The 19,759-nt window shown below is 59.8% G+C and carries 19 protein-coding genes; 11 read left to right on the top strand and 8 right to left on the bottom strand.

Features of this window, described 5'->3' with window-relative positions:
• Positions 1–239, top strand: a 239-nt coding sequence (locus KP703_RS10120; protein WP_215754726.1) for a transposase, incomplete at its 5' end; no start/stop codon positions are given.
• Between the two features lie 478 nt (positions 240–717).
• Here the strand turns inward: KP703_RS10120 and KP703_RS10125 are convergent.
• On the bottom strand, positions 718–2,187 hold the full coding sequence (locus KP703_RS10125) for a leucyl aminopeptidase (protein WP_215754727.1): 1,470 nt from the start codon (positions 2,185–2,187) through the stop codon (positions 718–720).
• Between the two features lie 145 nt (positions 2,188–2,332).
• Between KP703_RS10125 and cysQ the strand changes: the two genes are divergently transcribed.
• The 4 genes from cysQ (at position 2,333) to KP703_RS10145 (ending at position 6,139) form a co-directional block, all read left to right on the top strand.
• Positions 2,333–3,103 (top strand): 3'(2'),5'-bisphosphate nucleotidase CysQ, encoded by a 771-nt coding sequence (gene cysQ / locus KP703_RS10130; protein ID WP_215754729.1) that lies wholly within the window; start codon positions 2,333–2,335, stop codon positions 3,101–3,103.
• 5 nt (positions 3,104–3,108) lie between these two features.
• A complete protein-coding gene (locus tag KP703_RS10135) occupies positions 3,109–4,101 on the top strand; it encodes an L-threonylcarbamoyladenylate synthase (protein ID WP_215754730.1) in 993 nt (330 codons plus the stop codon).
• Positions 4,098–4,643 carry a hypothetical protein gene (locus KP703_RS10140; RefSeq protein ID WP_062274181.1) on the top strand — a complete coding sequence of 182 codons (546 nt, stop codon included), beginning with the start codon at positions 4,098–4,100 and terminating at the stop codon, positions 4,641–4,643. Before KP703_RS10135 ends, KP703_RS10140 begins: the two co-directional genes overlap by 4 nt.
• A gap of 68 nt (positions 4,644–4,711) precedes the next feature.
• The gene (locus tag KP703_RS10145) at positions 4,712–6,139 is read left to right on the top strand and encodes an FAD-binding oxidoreductase (protein ID WP_215754731.1); all 1,428 of its coding nucleotides are present in this window, start codon (positions 4,712–4,714) and stop codon (positions 6,137–6,139) included.
• Between the two features lie 123 nt (positions 6,140–6,262).
• On the opposite strand, the gene KP703_RS10150 is transcribed toward KP703_RS10145, so the two are convergent.
• The 3 genes from KP703_RS10150 to KP703_RS10160 form a co-directional block, all read right to left on the bottom strand.
• Positions 6,263–6,730 carry a hypothetical protein gene (locus tag KP703_RS10150; protein ID WP_062274176.1) on the bottom strand — a complete coding sequence of 156 codons (468 nt, stop codon included), beginning with the start codon at positions 6,728–6,730 and terminating at the stop codon, positions 6,263–6,265.
• 32 nt (positions 6,731–6,762) lie between these two features.
• The gene (locus KP703_RS10155) at positions 6,763–7,446 is read right to left on the bottom strand and encodes a V-type ATPase subunit a family protein (protein WP_231866198.1); all 684 of its coding nucleotides are present in this window, start codon (positions 7,444–7,446) and stop codon (positions 6,763–6,765) included.
• A 463-nt stretch (positions 7,447–7,909) separates the two neighbouring features.
• Positions 7,910–8,488 carry a cob(I)yrinic acid a,c-diamide adenosyltransferase gene (locus KP703_RS10160; RefSeq protein WP_215754732.1) on the bottom strand — a complete coding sequence of 193 codons (579 nt, stop codon included), beginning with the start codon at positions 8,486–8,488 and terminating at the stop codon, positions 7,910–7,912.
• Positions 8,489–8,560: 72 nt separating this feature from the next.
• On the opposite strand from KP703_RS10160, the gene KP703_RS10165 reads away from it, so the two are divergent.
• Positions 8,561–8,944 carry a DUF423 domain-containing protein gene (locus tag KP703_RS10165; protein ID WP_052403953.1) on the top strand — a complete coding sequence of 128 codons (384 nt, stop codon included), beginning with the start codon at positions 8,561–8,563 and terminating at the stop codon, positions 8,942–8,944.
• Positions 8,941–9,885, top strand: coding sequence for an SAM-dependent methyltransferase (locus tag KP703_RS10170; protein ID WP_215754734.1), 945 nt, complete (start codon positions 8,941–8,943; stop codon positions 9,883–9,885). The genes KP703_RS10165 and KP703_RS10170 overlap by 4 nt, the downstream gene beginning before the upstream one ends.
• On the opposite strand, the gene KP703_RS10175 is transcribed toward KP703_RS10170, so the two are convergent.
• Positions 9,868–10,170, bottom strand: coding sequence for a hypothetical protein (locus KP703_RS10175; RefSeq protein WP_062140607.1), 303 nt, complete (start codon positions 10,168–10,170; stop codon positions 9,868–9,870). The two genes, KP703_RS10170 and KP703_RS10175, sit on opposite strands and share 18 nt — an antisense overlap.
• Before the next feature lie 78 nt (positions 10,171–10,248).
• Entirely contained in the window at positions 10,249–10,818 is a 570-nt protein-coding gene (locus KP703_RS10180; protein WP_215754759.1) for a hypothetical protein, read from the bottom strand.
• An 85-nt stretch (positions 10,819–10,903) separates the two neighbouring features.
• On the opposite strand from KP703_RS10180, the gene KP703_RS10185 reads away from it, so the two are divergent.
• Positions 10,904–11,149 (top strand): DUF1653 domain-containing protein, encoded by a 246-nt coding sequence (locus KP703_RS10185; protein ID WP_082779595.1) that lies wholly within the window; start codon positions 10,904–10,906, stop codon positions 11,147–11,149.
• A 175-nt stretch (positions 11,150–11,324) separates the two neighbouring features.
• Positions 11,325–11,777, top strand: a complete 453-nt coding sequence (locus KP703_RS10190) for a CHRD domain-containing protein (protein ID WP_062248341.1) — start codon at positions 11,325–11,327, stop codon at positions 11,775–11,777.
• Positions 11,778–11,866: 89 nt separating this feature from the next.
• On the opposite strand, the gene acs is transcribed toward KP703_RS10190, so the two are convergent.
• Together acs and KP703_RS10200 are read right to left on the bottom strand one after the other, a co-directional pair.
• The gene (acs, locus tag KP703_RS10195; protein ID WP_215754735.1) at positions 11,867–13,792 is read right to left on the bottom strand and encodes an acetate--CoA ligase; all 1,926 of its coding nucleotides are present in this window, start codon (positions 13,790–13,792) and stop codon (positions 11,867–11,869) included.
• 236 nt (positions 13,793–14,028) lie between these two features.
• On the bottom strand, positions 14,029–14,481 hold the full coding sequence (locus KP703_RS10200; RefSeq protein WP_062140601.1) for a DUF2501 domain-containing protein: 453 nt from the start codon (positions 14,479–14,481) through the stop codon (positions 14,029–14,031).
• A 550-nt stretch (positions 14,482–15,031) separates the two neighbouring features.
• On the opposite strand from KP703_RS10200, the gene KP703_RS10205 reads away from it, so the two are divergent.
• Positions 15,032–15,736 carry a GntR family transcriptional regulator gene (locus KP703_RS10205; RefSeq protein WP_062274157.1) on the top strand — a complete coding sequence of 235 codons (705 nt, stop codon included), beginning with the start codon at positions 15,032–15,034 and terminating at the stop codon, positions 15,734–15,736.
• Between the two features lie 333 nt (positions 15,737–16,069).
• Entirely contained in the window at positions 16,070–19,705 is a 3,636-nt protein-coding gene (gene putA, locus KP703_RS10210; protein WP_215754736.1) for a bifunctional proline dehydrogenase/L-glutamate gamma-semialdehyde dehydrogenase PutA, read from the top strand.
• Positions 19,706–19,759 lie beyond the last annotated feature (54 nt).

Below are 19,759 nucleotides of genomic sequence, written 5' to 3' on the forward strand. Positions count from 1 at the left end.
AAGCCGCCAAAGAGCAGGATATCACTCTCGAAATCGTCAGACTACCTCAGGCTAAACGGGGTTTCGTGCTGCTGCCACGTCGCTGGATCGTAGAGAGATCGTTCGCGTGGGCAACGCGGTGCAGGAGGCTGGTGAAAGACTACGAGCGCTGCGCCTCAACGCTTGCCGCAATGCATACCATCGCCTTCGCAGGTTTCATGCTTAGAAACGCAGCTAACCTGCTCATCCAAAGTGCATAACACCCTCTAGAATCCATTAACAGTGTAAGAAATTCGTCTTGTGACTGTCATATGGTATTTACAGAGCTTAGTCAGCGCCTTGATTTTATCTCATCTCTACATATTCGGGCTGGGATGATCGATCTATTTAACGAGAGAAATCCCATTTTTTGGAAAGAAATTATCGAATTTATTAAAAAGCAAAACCCGACTAATTAGGATCACACGCTGCTCAACTTTTGAATCATTTAGTTGCTGAATAGAAAACGAGCATGAAGATCACCTGCATCATTTTCGTGCTCGCAGCGAGGGCAACTCTGGTGTGAAAACGCAAGCATCCTGCTTCAGACCTTCAGTCATACTTACGATACAATATGTCCGTTAAAGGACTCGCATGTCACTGCCGTGTACGTCGCATATGTAGGCGAAAACGGCCATCCATCTACAAAAAAGGGCCTCAAAAGAGGCCCTTTTTCCGTCAAACCAAACTTCAAAAACCTCAAACGGTTTCGTAGTTCTTCTGAACAAACTCATTCAGCAGGCGCACACCAAAACCGGTCGCGCCTTTGGGCTGGCCGTTGCGGGGGATTTTGCTCCAGGCAGTTCCGGCAATGTCCAGATGTGCCCACGGGGTTTCACCCACAAAGCGCTTCAGGAACTGCGCTGCGGTGATGGAACCACCCGGACGGCCGCCGATGTTTTTCATGTCGGCAATGTCGGATTTCAGCATGGCGTCATACTCAGCGCCCATCGGCATACGCCACAGCTTGTCACCCGTTGCCGTGCCCGCTGCCGTCAGGTTGGCAGAAAGGTCGTCATTATTGGAGAACAGGCCTGCATATTCATGGCCAAGGCTGATGATGATCGCCCCCGTCAGTGTCGCAAGATCCACCATCAGCTTCGGCGCAAAGCGGTCCCGCGCATACCAGAGGATATCTGCCAGCACGAGGCGCCCTTCGGCGTCCGTGTTCAGCACTTCAATGGTCTGGCCAGAGGCACTGCGCACCACGTCTCCGGGGCGCTGCGCCGTGCCGGACACCATGTTTTCCACCAGCCCGATCACGCCAACAGCATTCACTTTTGCCTTACGGCCAGCAAGCGCTGTCATCAGGCCGGTCACGGTGGCGGCACCGGCCATGTCTTCTTTCATTTCTTCCATGCCGGCAGCCGGCTTGATGGAAATGCCGCCGGAATCAAACGTCACGCCCTTACCAATAAAGGCCAGCGGGGCTTCATCCTTCGCGCCGCCGTTCCAGCGCATAATTACGGTGCGCGGTGCGTTTGCACTGCCCTGTGCGACACCCAGCAGCGCGCCAAAGCCGAGCTTTTCCATCTCAGCCTGCTCAAGCACCTCGACCTCAAGCCCAAGGCTGCGCAGTGTCGTCACGCGGGCCGTGAATTCTTCCGGGTTCAGCACGTTGGCCGGTTCCGTCACCAGATCGCGCGTCAGGATCACACCACGCGCCACAGCGGCCAGCGGAGCGAACGCGGCGTCTGCTGCGGCCGGATCAGCCGTCAGAACGGTCACGCTTGCCAGGCGGTGCTTTTTCTCAACCACCGGAGCACTGTGATACAGCGAGAAGTGATACGCACCCAGCACCGCACCCTGCGCGACAGAGGCTGCAAAGCCCTGCGGCACATTGCCCAGCGCAACCGTTGCCTTTTCCTGCGCGCCAAAAGCGGAGGCGGCAACACCACCGGCGGCTTCAGCTTCTTTCGCGCCAAAAGCGTCGAGCTTGCCAACGCCAATCAGCACAATGCGGGAAAAGCCAGCGCCCGGTGCCAGCACAACGCAGGTGGAGCCGTCTTTGCCGGTAAAGTCATCAGCTTCGGCAGCGCGGGTCAGCGCGCCGTTGGTGGCTTTGTCTGCGGCGGCAAAAATGGCCGGGCGGTCCTGCCCTTCGGCCAGCAGAAGAGCCAGTGCCCCACCATCGGGCAGGGTCTCGGGAGAAAATGAAATCTGAAGCATAGCGCGCTGGCCTCCTTAAAACGTCTTAGCTTTTGCCTGACTTGGGTACGTCCCGCCTCGCCCCTTGGCAATAGGGCAGCCAGACCGGCTCTTAAAAAAACAGGCAGGACATGACGCGCCGCCGTTCCTGGCGTATGATGGACAAATGAGCACCCATACCGACGCTGACCTGCTGGCCCTCGCCGCCAGACTGGCGGATGAAGCCGCCGAAATTATCCGCACCATTCGCGCGCGGGGTTTTGAAACGCTGACCAAAACCGACTCCTCGCCGGTGACGGAAGCGGACCACGCGGCAGAAGCCCATATCCTCAAGGGCCTGCGCGCCGCCGTGCCCGATATTCCGGTGATTGCGGAAGAGGAAGTGGCCTCCGGGCTGCGTGGCACTGTGTCCGAGGCCTATTGGCTGGTAGACCCGCTGGACGGCACGCGGGAATTTGCCGCCGGGCGGGATGACTTTACCGTCAATATCGGCCTTGTGCGCAATGGCCGCGCCGTGCTGGGGGCCATGGCACTCCCTGCTTACTATCAGCTTTATACAGGTGGCGTCGGCCTGCCCGCCCAGCGCCGGGACAAGAACGGCACCACTGCCATTCACACCCGCACGCCGCCCGCTGAAGGCCTGAGCGTTCTGGCCTCCCGCCATTATGCGGATGACCCACGTCTGGCCGAATATCTGGGTGAACGCCGCATTGCCTCCGTGGGCAACATCGGTTCTGCCGTCAAATTTGCGCGCGTGGCAGAAGGCGCTGTTGATTTCTACCCGCGCCTCGGCCCAACCATGGAGTGGGACACTGCCGCCCCACAGGCCATTGTGGAAGCCGCTGGCGGGCACATCACACTGCTGGATGGCACTCCGCTGCTTTACGGCAAGCAGGACTGGAAAAACCCGCCTTTTGTCTGCACCGGAAAACTCTGACCTTTATGACCGAACGCCTTGCTGCCACCCCTTCTGGCATTGCCACCGCCGCCCGTATTCTGCAGGACGGCGGGCTGGTGGCGTTCGGCACGGAGACCGTTTACGGGCTGGGCGGAGACGCCACACAACCCGCAGCCGTGGCGCGTATTTTTGAAGCCAAGAACCGCCCACGCTTCAACCCGCTAATCAGCCATTTTGCGAGTGCGGAGGCCGCCTTTACACAAGTGCAGGCCAGCCCGCTGGCGCAGGAACTGGCAGGAAAATTCTGGCCCGGTCCGCTCACACTGGTTCTGCCGCGCGCCCCCGGCAGCACGGTGAGCGATCTGGCCGCCGATGGCCTGTCTTCCTTAGCCGTGCGCGTCCCGCGTGGTGAGGCCGTTCTGGCCTTGCTGGAGGAAGTGGGGCGTCCGGTTGCAGCCCCCTCCGCCAACCGCTCTGGCCGCATCAGCCCTTCAGACGCCAGCCATGTTCTGGAAGAATTGTCAGGCCGGATTGACGCCGTGCTGGATACCGGCCCCTGCGCCGTAGGGCTGGAAAGCACGGTGCTGGACCTGACCAACCCGGACCGCCCCTGCCTCCTCCGCCCCGGCGGTGTCTCGGTCGAAGCGCTGGAGGCCGTGTGCGGCCCCCTCGCCCGCCCGGAAACAGAAGCCGATGCCGCGCCGCTTTCTCCGGGCCGGATGCTCTCCCATTACGCTCCCACCCTGCCTGTGCGCCTGAACGCTACCAGCGTTGGCCCGCAGGAAGGGCTTCTGGCTTTTGGCCCCACTCCGCTGCCGGGTGCTGCTGTGACATGGAATCTCAGCCCCACGGGTAATCTGGAAGAAGCGGCCTCCCGCCTGTTTTCCGGCCTGCGCTTTCTGGATAGCCAGCAACCGACGTTTGAGCTGACAGGCCTCGCCGTGCAACCCATCCCGGAACAGGGGCTTGGTCTTGCCATTCAGGACCGTCTGCACCGTGCCGCCGCCCCCCGGCCAGCAGAACCTGATGCACCATGAGCCAGATGGACCCCAGAGAAATCAAGATCCTGTCCGATATTCTGGCCCTCGTGCTGGAAGACCAAAAGGGGCAGTCGGAGACAGCGCTTGAAGCCATCAAGGCCCGTGCCCGCCGGGATGGCATCACCGGTGGCGCGCTGAAAAACCTGTTTCAGACGCTCGCCCCGGATATTGACCGCCTGACCGCTGCCCGCAAAGCGCGGGAAGACACCGAAATCCGCACTCTGGAAAGCACCATTCACACCCTCCGTATCCAGTTGCATGACCGCGGAGAAGTGCTGAACCGAATGGAGCATAATCTGCGCATTGTGCGCGGTAATAATGAAAATCTGAAATCTCAGCTGCATGTCATGCAGACAGCGCATGCCGAAGCAAGGCACATGCTCAGCATGAAGATGATGGAGAACAGCTACCCCCGGCTGATGATTATTTTCGTCGCCGTCATGGCCGGATTGCTGGCAGGCATTGCCGGCACCCAGCTTTTCCACCTGTTTTATACCGCGCTTCATCCCGTGACAGATAACGCACGCTACCTTTATTAAGAAAAATGCGTGATCTGCTCACAGTCTCTTGTTTTATGACACTCTGATTCCCGATCAAGGCTTGCCCCATGTCCGACACGTCCCTGCCCTCCGCTCTTCTTGCCGCTCTGTCTGAACTGCTTGGTCCGTCGGGACTGCTGACTGAGGCCGGGGATACGGACCCGTTCTGCACAGACTGGCGGATGCTCTACCACGGCCGCTGCTCTGCTGTGCTGCGCCCTGCCAATACAGAAGAATGCGCAAAAGCCGTAGCCCTGTGTGCAGAATACGATGTGCCGATGGTACCGCAGGGTGGCAATACCAGCATGGTGGGCGGCGCCACGCCGGATGAAAGCGGTAAGGCTGTCGTCATTTCCACCAACCGCATGACGCGCGTTCACGCCATTGACCATGCCGACCTGACCATGACGGTTGAAGCAGGCGTCACACTCAAAGCCGCACAGGATGCCGCAGCGGCGGAAGGCCTGATGCTGCCGCTCTCCATTTCCTCGGAAGGCTCTGCTGAAATTGGCGGCATTCTCGCCACCAACGCAGGCGGCAACAACACCGTGCGCTACGGCAATGCGCGGGAGCTGGCTCTGGGTCTGGAAGCCGTTCTGCCGGACGGACAGGTGCTGAACCTGATGCGCCGCCTGCGCAAGGACAATACCGGCTACGCCCTGCGGCAGTTGCTGATTGGCTCGGAAGGCACGCTGGGGATTATCACCACGGCTATCATTCAGCTTCAGCCCGCGCCGCGCTCCCGCGAGACCGCATTGTGCGCGCTGGCTGACCCGCAGGGTGTGTTGAACCTGTTCGCTGCCTTCCGCAAGCAGGACCCGGCAGCCATTCAGGCGTTTGAATATATGTCGGGCACCAGCATGGCGCTGGTGAACAGCCTGATCGAAGGAGCCTCCCTACCGCTTTCCGAACCCGCTCCCGCTTATGCTCTGGTGGAACTGGGCAGCCCGCGCGCGGATGATAGCCTGCGCACGCTGATGGAAGAGGTTCTGGGGCAGGCTCTGGAAGATGGGCTGGTGACCGATGCCGTGCTGGCAGAAAGCGAAGGGCAGCGTCAGGCGCTCTGGGTGATCCGTGAGGAGCATGCCGAAGCGCAGAAGCGCGCCGGGGCTTCCGTCAAAAACGATGTCTCCGTACCACTCTCCGCCATTCCGGAATTCATTACCAAAGCGACGGCAGCCTGTGAGGCGCTGATCCCCGGCATACGCGTGGCTCCGTTCGGGCATATTGGAGATGGCAACATTCACTTCAATCTGGTACAGCCGGAAGGCATGGACCCGAAAGCCTTCCTCGCGCAGGACCATGCCATGATGGACACCGTTGCCAACATTGTCCGCACGCTGGATGGGTCCTTCTCTGCCGAACATGGTGTCGGGCAGTTGAAAACCTACATGATGCCGTCCTGGCGCGGTGGCGCGGAACTGGATGCCATGCGCAAGATCAAAGCAGCGCTGGACCCGAAAACCCTGATGAATCCGGGCAAAATTTTTCCGTAAGCCTAAAAAAACAGCGCCTGCCCGGATAATTTCAGGACAGGCGCTGCTGTTATAGACTGATAAAGATGGGCGAAAATCCTAACGCCCAGACCGGCTTTAAAAGCCGCTCACATAAACCCGCACTTATTTGTTGCGCGAGAAGAAATCCATTTCAGGATAACGCAGCGCGGAGAGCTGGAGCAACAGGGCTGGCAGCAGGATTACGCCCACTTCCACGCCCATCAGCCCAATGGCCGCAATGGTCAGAAGCGGGGCGATAATCCGCTCCACATGCGCCGCGCGCGGGCTGCCACAGGCCAGAACAGAACACAGGCCGCCAACGGCAATGAAGGCCGCTGCGATGATGGCGCGGAACGGATGGCGCAACATGCTTGGCGTGAGGCCGCCCATCACACTGTCCAGAGAGGACATGTCTGACGACCAGCCAGCCAGCCCGAACAGGAAGGTAAACGGCAGGATCAGCACGCCAAACACATCTTTGAGCAGCGTCAGAAAGCTCATCACCACCGGCGGCAGCAAGACGAACGCCACCCCGAGCGCGACATCCACCACCAGAACGACAAGTGCGGGCGTGACAGAATTATTCTTCATGCCCGCACTTTACTGCAAAATGTGTCAGGATTTCAGTCTTTCCACCACTTAACGGGCTGCGGCTCGTCATTTTCCACCACCAGCACCTCGTCTTCTTCCACCGCAGGTTCAAGCGGTTTCAGGCGCGGGCGACCACGCGGGCGCGCTTCCAGCTTTTTACGCAGAGCCTGCATTTCCTCTTCCAGCGCTTCCACGGTGCGCTGGGCACTCCGCAGGTTACGCCCGGCTTCGGTCAGCTCTTCCTCACGCTCGGCCAGCTTGGCTTTCAGCTCACGCACCATGATATCCGCATGGGCCTGACGGGTTTCAAGCCCGCGCTGCGTGGTCTGCATCGACTCAATCTGGCGTTCTGCTTCTTCCGCGCGCAGTTTTTCGTCAGCCAGCTGGCGGCGCAGTTTGGAAACTTCCGAGTTTTCTTCATCGGAAAAATGCACAGCGCGCGATGTCGTCGCCGTACGCGGCATGGCCAGCGTGCGAGGGGTTGTGCGTGCCAGAGAATGTTTCTCTACCTGCACATCACCATCTTTTACAAAACGGCGGCGTTTGCCCTGAGCGGGATCTGCTGCGGGGCGGGGCGTTCCTGCACGTGCGCGGCTGGGCGATCCAAGCCGTTCCAGAGCGTTGCGCAGGGAGGCTTCTTCAAAAGCCTCATCACGTTTTTCGTCACCCCGTGAGGTGGATAAAAATGATGGTGTCTTCATAAATTCGGAAGTCACGCTTCTTTATACTTTCCTGACTCTGTCAAACATGAAAACCGGATTTGCCACACAAAACTGATGCTGGACGATGCGCCCACTCCAGCCAGAGCAACCCGGAAAACGTTTTTCCCTGCCCAGGGCAAGGTGGGTATGACCCAACAGGTTCCATGATATTTGTTGGTAAAGACCTGCCTTAGCTTTAAAAGCACTCAGACGGGTTTGTTGCTCCTGCTTATCACGCATTTCCCGGTTTTCAAAGGGTTTCTGGGAATAGCGCCCCTGTTTTCTATGAAAAATCCGTCATTTAGCGCAACATACCGCCTGACCTGCTTAAAACAGAGCAAGAAGAAATCTTAAAATATCTTTGCAAAATGGGCTGTATTTTTAAAAAGCCCTCAGCAGAAGAGCATAATCATTTTTTAGTGTTATTACTTCAAAAACACGGGTGGTTTTAGAAAAACAACCACCCGTAAAACTGATTTTATACCGCTGGCCTCTGTGCTGCTGGTGTCCAGACAAGGTCCGTCTTGCCATCCTGATTAAAATGCCGCGCCAGCACGAAGAAATAATCAGACAACCGGTTCAGCATTTTTAAAAGTTCCGGGTTCAGCACCTCCTGCTGCGCCAGAGCCACCACACGCCGTTCTGTTGTACGAGTCTGCGTGCGGGCCAGATGCGCCCATGCAGCGGCCTGCGTGCCGCCGGGCAGCACAAAACTGGTCAACGGGGCCTGCGCCTGCCGCAACTGTTCTACCCAGAGCTCCAGTTCCCCCACAATCTCCCCGCTCAGGCGGCTGGCTTTCTGCGCTTTGGGGCCTTCCGGCTGGCACAGATCAGCCCCCATATCAAAAAGCCAGTTCTGGAGATGCGCCAGTTGCGTGGCATCTTTGCTGTCCGCCGGCACATGACTGCGCAACAGCCCGACCACGGCATTCAGTTCATCCAGACAGCCCATGGCTTCAATCCGTGCACTATCCTTAGCCACCCGGGAACCATCGCCCAGAGACGTCTGCCCGGCATCTCCCCCACGGGTCACAACACGATCAATGCGGATACTCATACGCTCATCCCTTTTCCTGCAGGCAGGTTTCTGCTTCCGCCCTGCCCGGTTCTGCCTCTATAAGGCGGCATCATGCTTTCATTATCCAGTCTTCCCCGTTCATGGCGCGTCTGCGGCGCTCTGCTTGCTGGCACCGGCACCATTATGGGCGCGCTCACCGCCCATCTGCCCGAGGCTGATTTCGGCCCCGGTGGCCGCCTGATGGCGCATGGCGCACTGGAAATGCAGATGTGGCACGCCCTCGCCCTGCTGGTGCTTGGCCTGACCACGCGGGACCGCCCAACCAAACCGCTGGCCCTTGGCGGGTGCGGGCTTCTGCTGGGCACGCTGCTGTTCTGCGGCGGCGTGTATTACACCGCCTTTACCGGCCAGCATGCTGCCCACGTGGCCCCGACGGGGGGAAGCATTCTTATTCTGTCATGGCTCTGCCTTGCTGCCGGATGGGTGCGCGGATGACCGAAACCATTCGTGGCGCATGGCTTGGCCCGGAAGGGCTGGAAGCGGTTCTGGAGCAGGATTTGCAGCGGCGCGGCGTGACCGTGGACCGCTGGCACGGCCAGCTTGCCTTGTCCTCCCAACCCTCCCTCTTTTCTCCCTGGGCGCTGGATGTGTGGGAAGAGCCGGAACTGGTCACCATTCCCTCCATCAAAGGGGCCGCAAAAATCCTGCGTGCCCGCCAGCGAAACTGGGGGCTTTATGCCGCCGACTTCTTCCGCCGTGCTGCGCTGATTGAAGACAATCTGCCCCCCATCAAAGCCGCCCTCCTCACCTTCCCGACGGCAGCGCCCACTGCACCGCTTGGCGCGTGGACCTTGCTGAGTCTGGAGACCATGCTGTTTTCCGCCCGCAAGAGCAGCCCGTTTATCAACGGTGCGCCAAAATTTGTGGAAAACCGGACTGGCCCTCCATCCCGCGCTTATCTGAAACTGTGGGAAGCCTGCACCCTGCTGCGCCGTTGGCCGCAACCGGGTGAAACCTGTCTGGATCTGGGCGCCACCCCCGGAGGCTGGACATGGGCCATTGCCGAACTTGGTGCGGATGTTACGGCCATTGACCGCGCCCCTCTGGACCCGGCTGTGGCCGCCATGCCGCATGTGCAGTTCCAGCAGGGCAGCGCCTTTGGGCTTGAGCCCTCTGCCTTCCCGGAAGTGGACTGGGTGTTTTCCGATATCATCGCCTACCCGGCCCGCCTGCTGGCGCTCGCCAGACGCTGGATTGAGTCAGGCCGCACCAAAAACATGGTGCTGACGGTCAAATTTCAGGGCGAAACGGATCATGAGACCGTGACAGCCTTTGAGGCCATTCCCGGCGGCAGCCTGCGCCATCTGGCCCATAACAAGCATGAGCTGACGTTCTTTTGGTCGCAGGCCGGGGCCGCCTCAGCGGCTGCGGTCTAACAGCCGCTCGCCCCAGCGCACCAGAACAATCGCCAGCAGGAAACACAGCACCATCAGGCCAGCGGCAATCATCTGCTGCTGGCTGGCGTTGCCGTCGGCGGCCAGAACCTGAAGCACAGCCGAGCCGGCATGCTGGCCAGTTTTGCGGTCCACCCACGGCAGCAGGCTTAGTCCTTCCCGTAGCAGGGCAATCAGCAAAGCCGTCAGCGCGACGGTACACAGTGTTTTCAGCAGGGTACGCCCGAGGCTGCCTTTGGCAGTCGGGGGGTGCCTTTTATCCGGCATGCAGTCTCCGTTCTATTTCAGGCCATCACAGCCAGCCAACGGCCACATTGGGCCGGGCTGGCTTGTCCAACAGGGTCTTTATTCAGAAACCGGATGGCCGCTTTTTTTCATAGCCGCCTGATGGCGACGGATGGACGTTTTAAAGCCCGGCAGATCAGTGGCTACCAAGGTGTCGGTATAGGTGCCTTTTTTCCAGATCCAGCGATCAGACCCGTCCACCAGAATATCTTTCATGATGCCATGCGTTGTGGGCAGCAGGCTGATGGGGCCGCTCACGGAATCCAGCACTTTGGTCCAGTTGCCCTTCTGCTGGAGGTAAACGTCTGTCGAACACCCTGCGGAGCCGCACAGGCTGGCAGACTGCACCTGCACAAACAGGCCAATACTCTTCCCCGTAGTGGAGAGGGGGGCCGAGCCAATCAGCACCAGCGGTTTTTCATGGTGGCGGGCAGCGGAGGCCAGATCTTCCGCATTCAGAATGCGGGCCTGTTTATCCAGCGCGGAGCCGGGCTGGCTGATCATAACCACCGGGGTCCCGCTCTGCTGCGCCGTCCCCTTGCTGGCATGCCCTTTATGCGCACTGCTTTTGTGCGTGCTGGCCTTTCCCTGTGTGGCGGCATAGCCGGGCACGGCGCTTAACGCCAGCACGGCAAGGCCTGCCAGCACCCGGCCTGAAAGAACATGTCGGTTCAAGGTTGCGATCCTCCCGCAAGCTGTGGAACAGAAGACTACCATGAAAATGCACGATCCCAATACGCTCGATACACCCGAACCCGACCATCCGCGCCCCGGCCCGTACCGACATTATAAAGGCGGACTTTATACCGTGATTTGCGTGGGGCGCCACAGCGAGACCGAGGAATGGCTTGTCACCTACCGCAGTGAAGCGCGCGGGGATTACTGGGTGCGCCCACTGGCCATGTGGCAGGAAACCGTAAACGGTGTGCCGCGTTTTGCTCCCATCGCGCCGTCTGAATAGTGAAAAATAACGACTCCAAAAATATTAACCAGAACTTACCTTAGAAATAAATACACTCATCACAACACAGACCTGCGCTCTTTCAGAATTTTTCTAAAAACCCAACCTGGAACCTTTTTAGAAAGAGCGCGTTTAGATCTCCTGTAAGACAATTATACTTCGACAGGAGACGATTATGATTTCAAAAAAACATTTTACGCTTAGCGCTGCCCTGCTGACCGGTGCTCTGGCTTTTGCGCCAGCTCTTTCCCACGCAGAAACCATCCAGTCCGAAGGCATTTTTGCCAGCGAGAAAGCCTCCCCGGCAGCCCGCGTAACGGGCGGCGTGCGTGCCACGCTGGAAACCGAGAACAATCTGCTCAGCTACACCATCACCTGGAACAACCTCTCCGGCCCGGTGACCGGCGCTGAACTGATGGCCGCGAAAGATCTGTCCAAAACTGCTGAAAAGGTTGCGGACCTAAAAGGCCCCTATGTTGCACCGCTGACGGGCACACTCACGCTCAGCGCAGACCAGATTGATCTGTATCGCCACGGCCAGCTGTTTGTGGGTCTCGGCACGGCATCCCACCCACATGGTGAAGTGCGCGCGCAGCTGATCCCGGCTCCGGGCACCAACACCAAATAATCTGAACACATCCGCCTGATGTGTTGAGACAGAAAATGGGGCTGGCCACATAGGCCGCCCCCTTTTTGCTGTGTGATTCAAGCCTGAGTTTACGCAGCCTGCTCCTTCACCAGCGCAATCAGTTCCGGCACAATGTCGGGGTCTGCCAGCGTGGACAGATCGCCCAGCCCTTCCAGATCCTGCATTGCAATCTTACGCAGCAGACGGCGGACAATCTTGCCCGACCGTGTTTTGGGCAGGTCCCGCACCACATAGATTTTCTCGGGCACAGCATAACGCCCAACCCCGGCGGCCACGGCACGATTGACGGCGGACGGGTGGAACACGCCCTCTTCCTTCGGCACCACAAAGACCACCAGCCCCTGACCTTTCAGGTCATGCGGGATACCGACAGCGGCACTTTCCACCACCTCATGGTCCATCGCCACGGCATCTTCAATTTCCGCCGTGCCAATCCGGTGCCCGGACACATTCACAACATCATCCACGCGGCCCGTAATCCAGTAATAGCCGTCCGCTTCCCGCCGCGCGCCATCCCCGGTGAAGTAGTAGCCCGGACAGGTGGTGAAGTAGGTCTGCCGGAAACGGTCGTGGTCTTTCCAGATGGACAGAGCCTGCCCCGGCCATGAGCGCGCCATGCACAGCAGCCCTTCGCCCGGACCTTCGACCAACTGCCCCTGTGTATCCAGCAGCGCAGCACTCACCCCCGGCAACGGCAGGCACGCGGCACCGGGGCGCGGTATTACGCAGCCAGCGGCGGCGGTAATCATCACGCCGCCGGTTTCCGTCTGCCACCAGGTATCCACCACCGGGCAGCGGCCTTTGCCGACTTCATCATGGAACCACTGCCAGGCTTCCGGGCTGATGGGCTCGCCCACTGTGCCAATCACCCGCAGGCTGGCCAGTGAACGGCGGCGCACAACATCATCCCCTTCCCGCATGGCGGCGCGCACCACGGTCGGAGAAGAATAAAAGGCCGTCACGCCATACTGGTCGATCACATCCCACCAGCGGCCCGGCGCGGGCCATGAGGGCAGACCTTCATACACCAGAATGGTGCCGCCATTGGCCAGCGGGCCATAGACCACATAGGTATGGCCGGTAATCCAGCTGGTATCCGCCGTGCACCAGAAAATGTCATCCGGCTTATGGTCAAACACTGTAGCATGCGTGAACGCCGCCCAGACCAGATAACCGCCAGAGCCATGCACCAGCCCTTTGGGCCTACCGGTGCTGCCGGATGTGTAAAGCAGAAAGAGCGGGTCCAGCGCGCTCATGCTTTCCGCCGGGCAGTCTGGCAGTTCCTGCGTCACTTCATCCGCGTAAGACAGATCCCGCCCCGGCTGCATGGGCACATCGGTGCCGGTCACTGCAACCACCAGAACGTGCTGCACGCGGCTATCCTCGCCACAGCGCGTAATGGCGTCATCCATGGTGGTTTTGCTGGGAATACGCTTGTCGCCCCGGCGCGCCACATCTGCCGTCAGCACCAGCACGGCCCCGCTGTCGCTCAGGCGCTCGGCCAGACCATCGGCAGAAAAGCCGCCAAACAGCACCACATGCACCGCCCCAATGCGGGCGCAGGCCAGCATGGCAATCACCCCTTCCGCCACCATGGGCAGATGGATGGCAACGCAATCACCTTTCTTCACACCCAGACGCCGCATCACATTAGCAAGGCGGCAGACACGGGCATGAAGCTCCTGATAGGTCAGACTTTCCTGCTGGTCCTCGTCCTGCCCCTGCCAGATCAACGCGACTTTATCGGGCTGGGTGCGGACATGCCGGTCCAGACAGTTTTCCGAGACGTTCAACCGTCCGTCAGAAAACCAGTCAATGCGCACATCATTGTTAAAGTCAGAGCGGGACGCCTGTTGCGGGGGAACATGCCAGGCCAGCTTACGGGCCTGCTCAAGCCAGAAGGTCTCAGGATCCTGATGCGCCTTTTGCACCATATCCCCATATTGCCCGGCTGTCAGACCTGCTCCAGCCGGAGCTTTAAACGCTTCTGGCACGCTCGTTCCGCTCCTTATCTCTTTATGCCCTGCTCTGTCTGGTTGCAGGGGCAGAATGGTTTTGATCACATCGGGAGCAAGGGGGAAAGGCACACCGACTTGATCAGGACTATTAAACTTTGGTCATTACAACACAAAAAAGGCCAGCCGCGATGCGACTGACCTCCTTGCAAACCCCTGCTCTTCCGGACTGAGAGGCAGACCCTCTCAGCCCAAAAGAGAGATAAGGCGATGCCTTACAGAGCGGCTTTGGCGCGATCCAGAACGGCCTTACAGGTTTTCTGGCGCACAGGAATGCTGGACGTGGCAATGGAATAGGTCTTGCCATTGGCCTGCAGCTGGCCTGTTGTCCCACGGGCGTAGAACATGTTGCCTTCCTGACCGTCCGGCACGGCGTTGGTTTTCTGATTATAGGACTGCAGCACCTTGAAGGCGTCGTCATAATCAGGAACGTAGTTGCCCTGCGTACAATAGTTCAGCAGGCCACCCACTTCAGCCGGGTCAATGGAACCAACATAACCGGACAGGTCCGTATCGGTCAGCGTCGCCGTTTTGGCGCCAGATTCAGCCTGCTCGCCCCCTTTGGAGACAGGAGCCGGGGTATCGGCAGCATGAGCAAACAGCGGCGCGCCGGCCAGCATAGTCGTAACAGCAAGCGCCGACAGGGCACGTACGGAAATCAGTTTCATTCAGAATCTCCCTAGCGGAATATGCGCCAAACTGGCCTGCAAATTCGGGAAAGATCAAGCCAGCCCCCTGCGCACCAAGAGCATGGCAGACCACAGATAATCCTCTGCTTTCTCACAAACACGCGGCGCAACCGGGGCAAAAAACGGCCTGTCCGCCTGCCGCCTGCCTGCCACCGGGCAGGCCGTGGGCCGCCCTTCCGGCTTGCATCCTCACCACGCCCATTTTTGATCTGATAACAAAACACCTTGATGAGAGAGGCGCTTTTGGCCTTATCCACAAAGCAGAACCCTCGGCTTTATCCGCCAGACTACTCTGCCTCTCGCAGCACACCAGAAGACTGCGTCAGATCCTCTGCCACCCACGTCTGGTTCCATCTTTCCACAGGCCCCAAACCACGGACACCGCCCCCTCTGCGCCGTTCACGATAGTGTGACCAAAGACCCCAAGCCCCTGTTCCGGCAGCTTTATGCAAACTGATTGGACAGAAGGCCTCTGCTGACTATGATAGATAGTCACGAGTCAGAAACGATCTGAAGGGAGCCGTCGTCCATGCTGCCGGCCAGTCTTTTTCACCAGACCGAGTTTGCAGGCCACGGCAAGGCATCGGAAACCATTTGCGACGCTCTGCGCAAAGCCATTCTGGCGGATAGCCTGCGCGCTGGGCAGGCGCTGCCCCAGTCCGAACTCGCCGCAGGCTTTGGCGTCAGTATTATCCCCGTGCGGGAAGCCCTGAAGCACCTGGAAGCCGAAGGGCTGGTGACATTCCAACCCAACCGGGGTGCGATGGTGATGGGGCTGGATGCTGCGGACATTCTGGAATACTCGCAAATCCGCGCCCTGCTGGAAGAGCAGGCGGCGCGGGATGCGGTTGCGAACCTGACCCGCGTGGACCTTGCCCATATAGAAGATGCCTACGAAGCCTTTGTAGAAGGCACGCGCAACCCGGACACCACGCGCCCCTCCGGCGCGCTGAACCGGGCTTTCCACAACGCCATTTATGCCGCCGCCCGCAAGCCGCGCCTGCTGGAAATGATTGATGATCTGCACAACCGGCTGGACCGTTACATTCGCGGGCATCTGGTGCTGGATGGCCGCAAGACCGTGACGGACGCCGAGCATCTGGCCATTCTGGAAGCCTGCCGCGCACGGGATGCCGATCTCGCCGCCCGCCTCACGCGCGAGCATATTCTGGAAGCGGCCCATATCTCAGCCGACGTCTTCCGCAAGAAAAACAATCTCGATCAGGCCAGCTAAAAAAGAACAGGCGGCGAAGAGGCTGCCAGACAAGCCTCTCAGGACGCACGTTCTCCCTATTTTCTGAAAATCCTGCCGACGGTCTTCCGGGGCTGGCCTCTTGGCGTGCCTTTTATAAGGTGCGCCGCGGTAAAACTGCGCGACAAACACGAGTCTGCACACCCCCTAATCCCGCAGGAATCAGGCGAAATCACCCTCCTGGCCGATATGGAATTATATGATTTTGCAAATCATATAATATCGTGTAACGAGGAAAAATCGTTGTGAAGCCAAAACTTCCTGAGTCTCCCCGCAGCCAGCGAAGTCAGGCTTGTCCTGTTCGGAATTCATGCCATGTCCTTATCTGACTCTTTTGCGCCTGCATTCGCCTCCCGAAGCCCGCTGCGTCAGGCGATTATCCAGGCCATGCGCCAACCGGAAGAGCATTGCGTGGCGGCTCTGACGCCCGACGCGACGCTGACGGCAGAAGACGGCAAACGCGTGACCGACCTTGCTGCCGGTCTGGCCACCTCCCTCCGGGCGGAACGCAACCCCGGTATTGTGGAAAGTCTGGTGCAGGAATTCGCCCTTTCCTCAGCCGAGGGCGTGGCGCTGATGTGTCTTGCAGAAGCTCTGCTGCGCATCCCCGATACCGCAACACGTGATGCGCTGATCCGTGACAAGATTGGCGAGGGCGACTGGCTCTCCCACATCTCCCGCAACACGCCGATTTTTGCCAATGCCGCCGCATGGGGACTGGCCGTAACCGGCAAGCTCGTCACCCCGCAGGATGACAGCACCTTGAAATCCGCCCTGCTCGGCTTTGTCAGCCGTGGCACCAAACCGGTGATCCGCAAGGCCGTCGATGCCGCCATGCGCATGATGGGCGAGCAGTTTGTGCTGGGTGAAACCATTGAAAAAGCCCGCGCCAACAGCGGCAAGCTGGAAGCACTCGGCTTTTCCTATTCCTATGACATGCTGGGGGAAGCCGCCCTCACCGCGCGCGATGCCGAGCGTTACAAGCAGGACTACCTGACTGCCATTCACGCCATTGGCCGTAGCGCGCAGGGCGCCAACGTCTATGAGCGCCCCGGTATTTCCATCAAGCTCTCCGCCCTGCACCCGCGCTATGCCCGCGCGCAGCATGAACGGGTGATGACGGAACTGCTGCCGGTTGTGCAGGAACTCACCCTGCTGGCCCGCAAATATGACATCGGCCTGAATATTGATGCCGAGGAAACCGAGCGTCTGGACGTCTCGCTCGATCTGCTGGAAGCCCTGTGCCACACGCCCGGTCTGGAAGGCTGGAACGGCATTGGCTTTGTGGTGCAGGCTTACGGCAAACGCTGCCCGTATGTGCTGGATTACATTATTGACCTCGCCCGCCGCAGCAACCATCGCATCATGGTGCGTCTGGTTAAAGGCGCTTACTGGGACAGCGAAATTAAAAAGGGACAGGTTGAAGGCCTGAAGGACTTTCCGGTCTATACCCGCAAAGCCCACACGGACATCAGCTATATTGCCTGCGCGCGTAAACTGCTGAATGCACGGGATGTCATCTTCCCGCAGTTCGCCACCCATAACGCCCGCACGCTGGCCACCATTTACACACTGGCTGGCGACAAGTTTGAAGTCGGCTCCTATGAATTCCAGTGCCTGCACGGCATGGGGGAACCGCTTTACAAACAGGTTGTCGGCGCGGGCAAACTCAATCGCCCGGCCCGTATTTATGCCCCCGTCGGCACGCATGAAACGCTTCTGGCGTATCTGGTGCGTCGCCTGCTGGAAAACGGTGCGAACTCTTCCTTCGTCAACCAGATCGGCGACCCGGCCATTCCGGTTGCCAGCCTGGTGGAAGACCCCATTCAGGTCGCACACAGCTTTACGCCGTATGGCGCATCGCACCCGGATATTCGCAAACCGCCTGCCCTGTTCGGGGCCGAACGCCGCAACTCTGCGGGGACCGATCTGGCTGATGATAGCGTGCTGTCCGACCTGCTGGAGGGCCTGACCAAAGCCTCCGGCCCCTGGCAGGCGGCACCCATGGTGGTTGGCGTCAAACCCGGCAAAAAGACACAGCCTGTTACCAATCCATCCGACCGGCGCGATGTCGTGGGCACGGTCCAATACGCCACCCCGGACATCGTGAAAAAGGCCGCGGCTGCCGCTGTTAAAGGGCAGACAAGCTGGTCCGAGCTCGCCCCGCAGGCGCGTGCGGATATTCTGGTCAAGGCGTCTGACAGCCTTGAAGCCCACCGGGATGAACTGCTGGCCCTGCTCTCCCGCGAGGCCGGAAAATCCCTCCCCAACGGTGTGGCAGAAGTGCGGGAAGCCGTGGACTTCCTCCGCTATTACGCCGCCACCATCGCCCGGGATTTTGACAACGCCACCCATGCCCCGCTGGGTGTTGTCGCCTGTATCAGCCCGTGGAACTTCCCGCTGGCCATCTTCCTCGGCCAGATTGCCGCAGCGCTTGCCGCTGGCAACGTAGTGCTGGCCAAACCGGCGGAAGAAACCCCGCTGATTGCCGCCCTCGCCGTGCGTATCCTGCGGGATGCCGGGGTTCCGGCCGCTGCCCTGCAACTGCTGCCGGGAGAAGGCGACATTGGGGCTGCACTGGTGGGGGATGACCGCGTTTCCGGCGTGATGTTCACCGGTTCCACCGTCGTTGCCCAGATCATCAACCGCCAGCTTGAAGGCCGCCGCACCCATACCGGCCAGCCGGTGCCGTTTATTGCGGAAACTGGTGGCCAGAACGCCATGATTGTGGATTCCTCCGCACTGGCCGAGCAGGTGGTGATGGATGTCGTCGCCTCCGCGTTTGACAGCGCCGGGCAGCGTTGCTCCGCCCTGCGTGTGCTGTGCGTGCAGGAAGATTGTGCCGAGCACGTGCTGACCATGCTGCGCGGCGCAATGCGGGAACTGCGCCTTGGCAACCCCGCCCTACTCTCCACCGATGTTGGTCCGGTCATTACGGCAGAAGCGGCTGAGGGCATTACCAGACACGTTGAAGAATTCCGCCAGAAAAAGGCGCCGGTTTATGCGCTGCCTCTGCCGGAACACTGCGCCAACGGCAGCTTTGTGGCTCCCACGCTGATTGAAGTCGCCAATATCCGCGAGATTGGCCCGGAAGTCTTCGGCCCCGTGCTGCATGTTCTGCGCTATTCCCGCAGCACGCTGGATACGGTGATTTCCACCATCAATGAGACAGGTTACGGCCTGACCTTTGGCCTGCACACCCGCATTGAATCCACCGTGCAGCATGTGCTTTCGCGCATTGATGCCGGGAACCTTTACGTCAACCGCAACACCATTGGAGCTGTGGTCGGTGTGCAGCCGTTTGGTGGGCGCGGCCTGTCCGGCACTGGTCCCAAGGCGGGTGGTCCGCTCATTCTGCGCCGTCTGCTGGCACAGGCTCCGGCCCTGCCGCCGCTGGTGCGCGGGCGTATCCCTGCCACCATGGCGCGCTGGACGGACTGGCTGCGGGAACAGGGCGAAAGCAAAGCGGCCTGCACGGCAGCGGCGCTTACCCGCCGGACACTGGTGGGCGGGCAGATCACCCTCCCCGGCCCGGTGGGGGAAAGCAACCTCTACAGCCTGACGCGGCGCGGCAATATTCTGTGCATCGCCCAGACAAAAGCTGGTTTGTATGACCAGATTTCTCTGGCTCTGTCCGGGGATAACGCGGCTCTTGTTCTGGCAGACAGCAGCCTCACCGGCTGGATCGCCTCCCTGCCGGATGCGCTGCAACTGGTTATCCGCCCCGTCACCTCAGCAAAGGAAGAACCTTGCGCCATTGTGCTGGGGGAACAGGATGAGGCCGTGTTTGCCGAAGCCCGCAAGGCGTTGAGCGCCAGTGACCGCCCGATTGCCTCCGCATGGCTGACGGCTGCTGGCCTGCCTGCGCCGGAAAGCGTGGTGGAAGAGCAGTGCCGCAGCATTAACACCACTGCGGCAGGCGGCAATGCCAGCCTGATGGCGCTGGGCTAAGCCCTCCGCCTATCCCTGCTCTCCGGACAACGCAGGCAAGAGACTCCACACAAG

The sequence above is a fragment of the Acetobacter sp. P5B1 genome (assembly GCF_018811985.1).
Classification (GTDB): domain Bacteria; phylum Pseudomonadota; class Alphaproteobacteria; order Acetobacterales; family Acetobacteraceae; genus Acetobacter; species Acetobacter cerevisiae.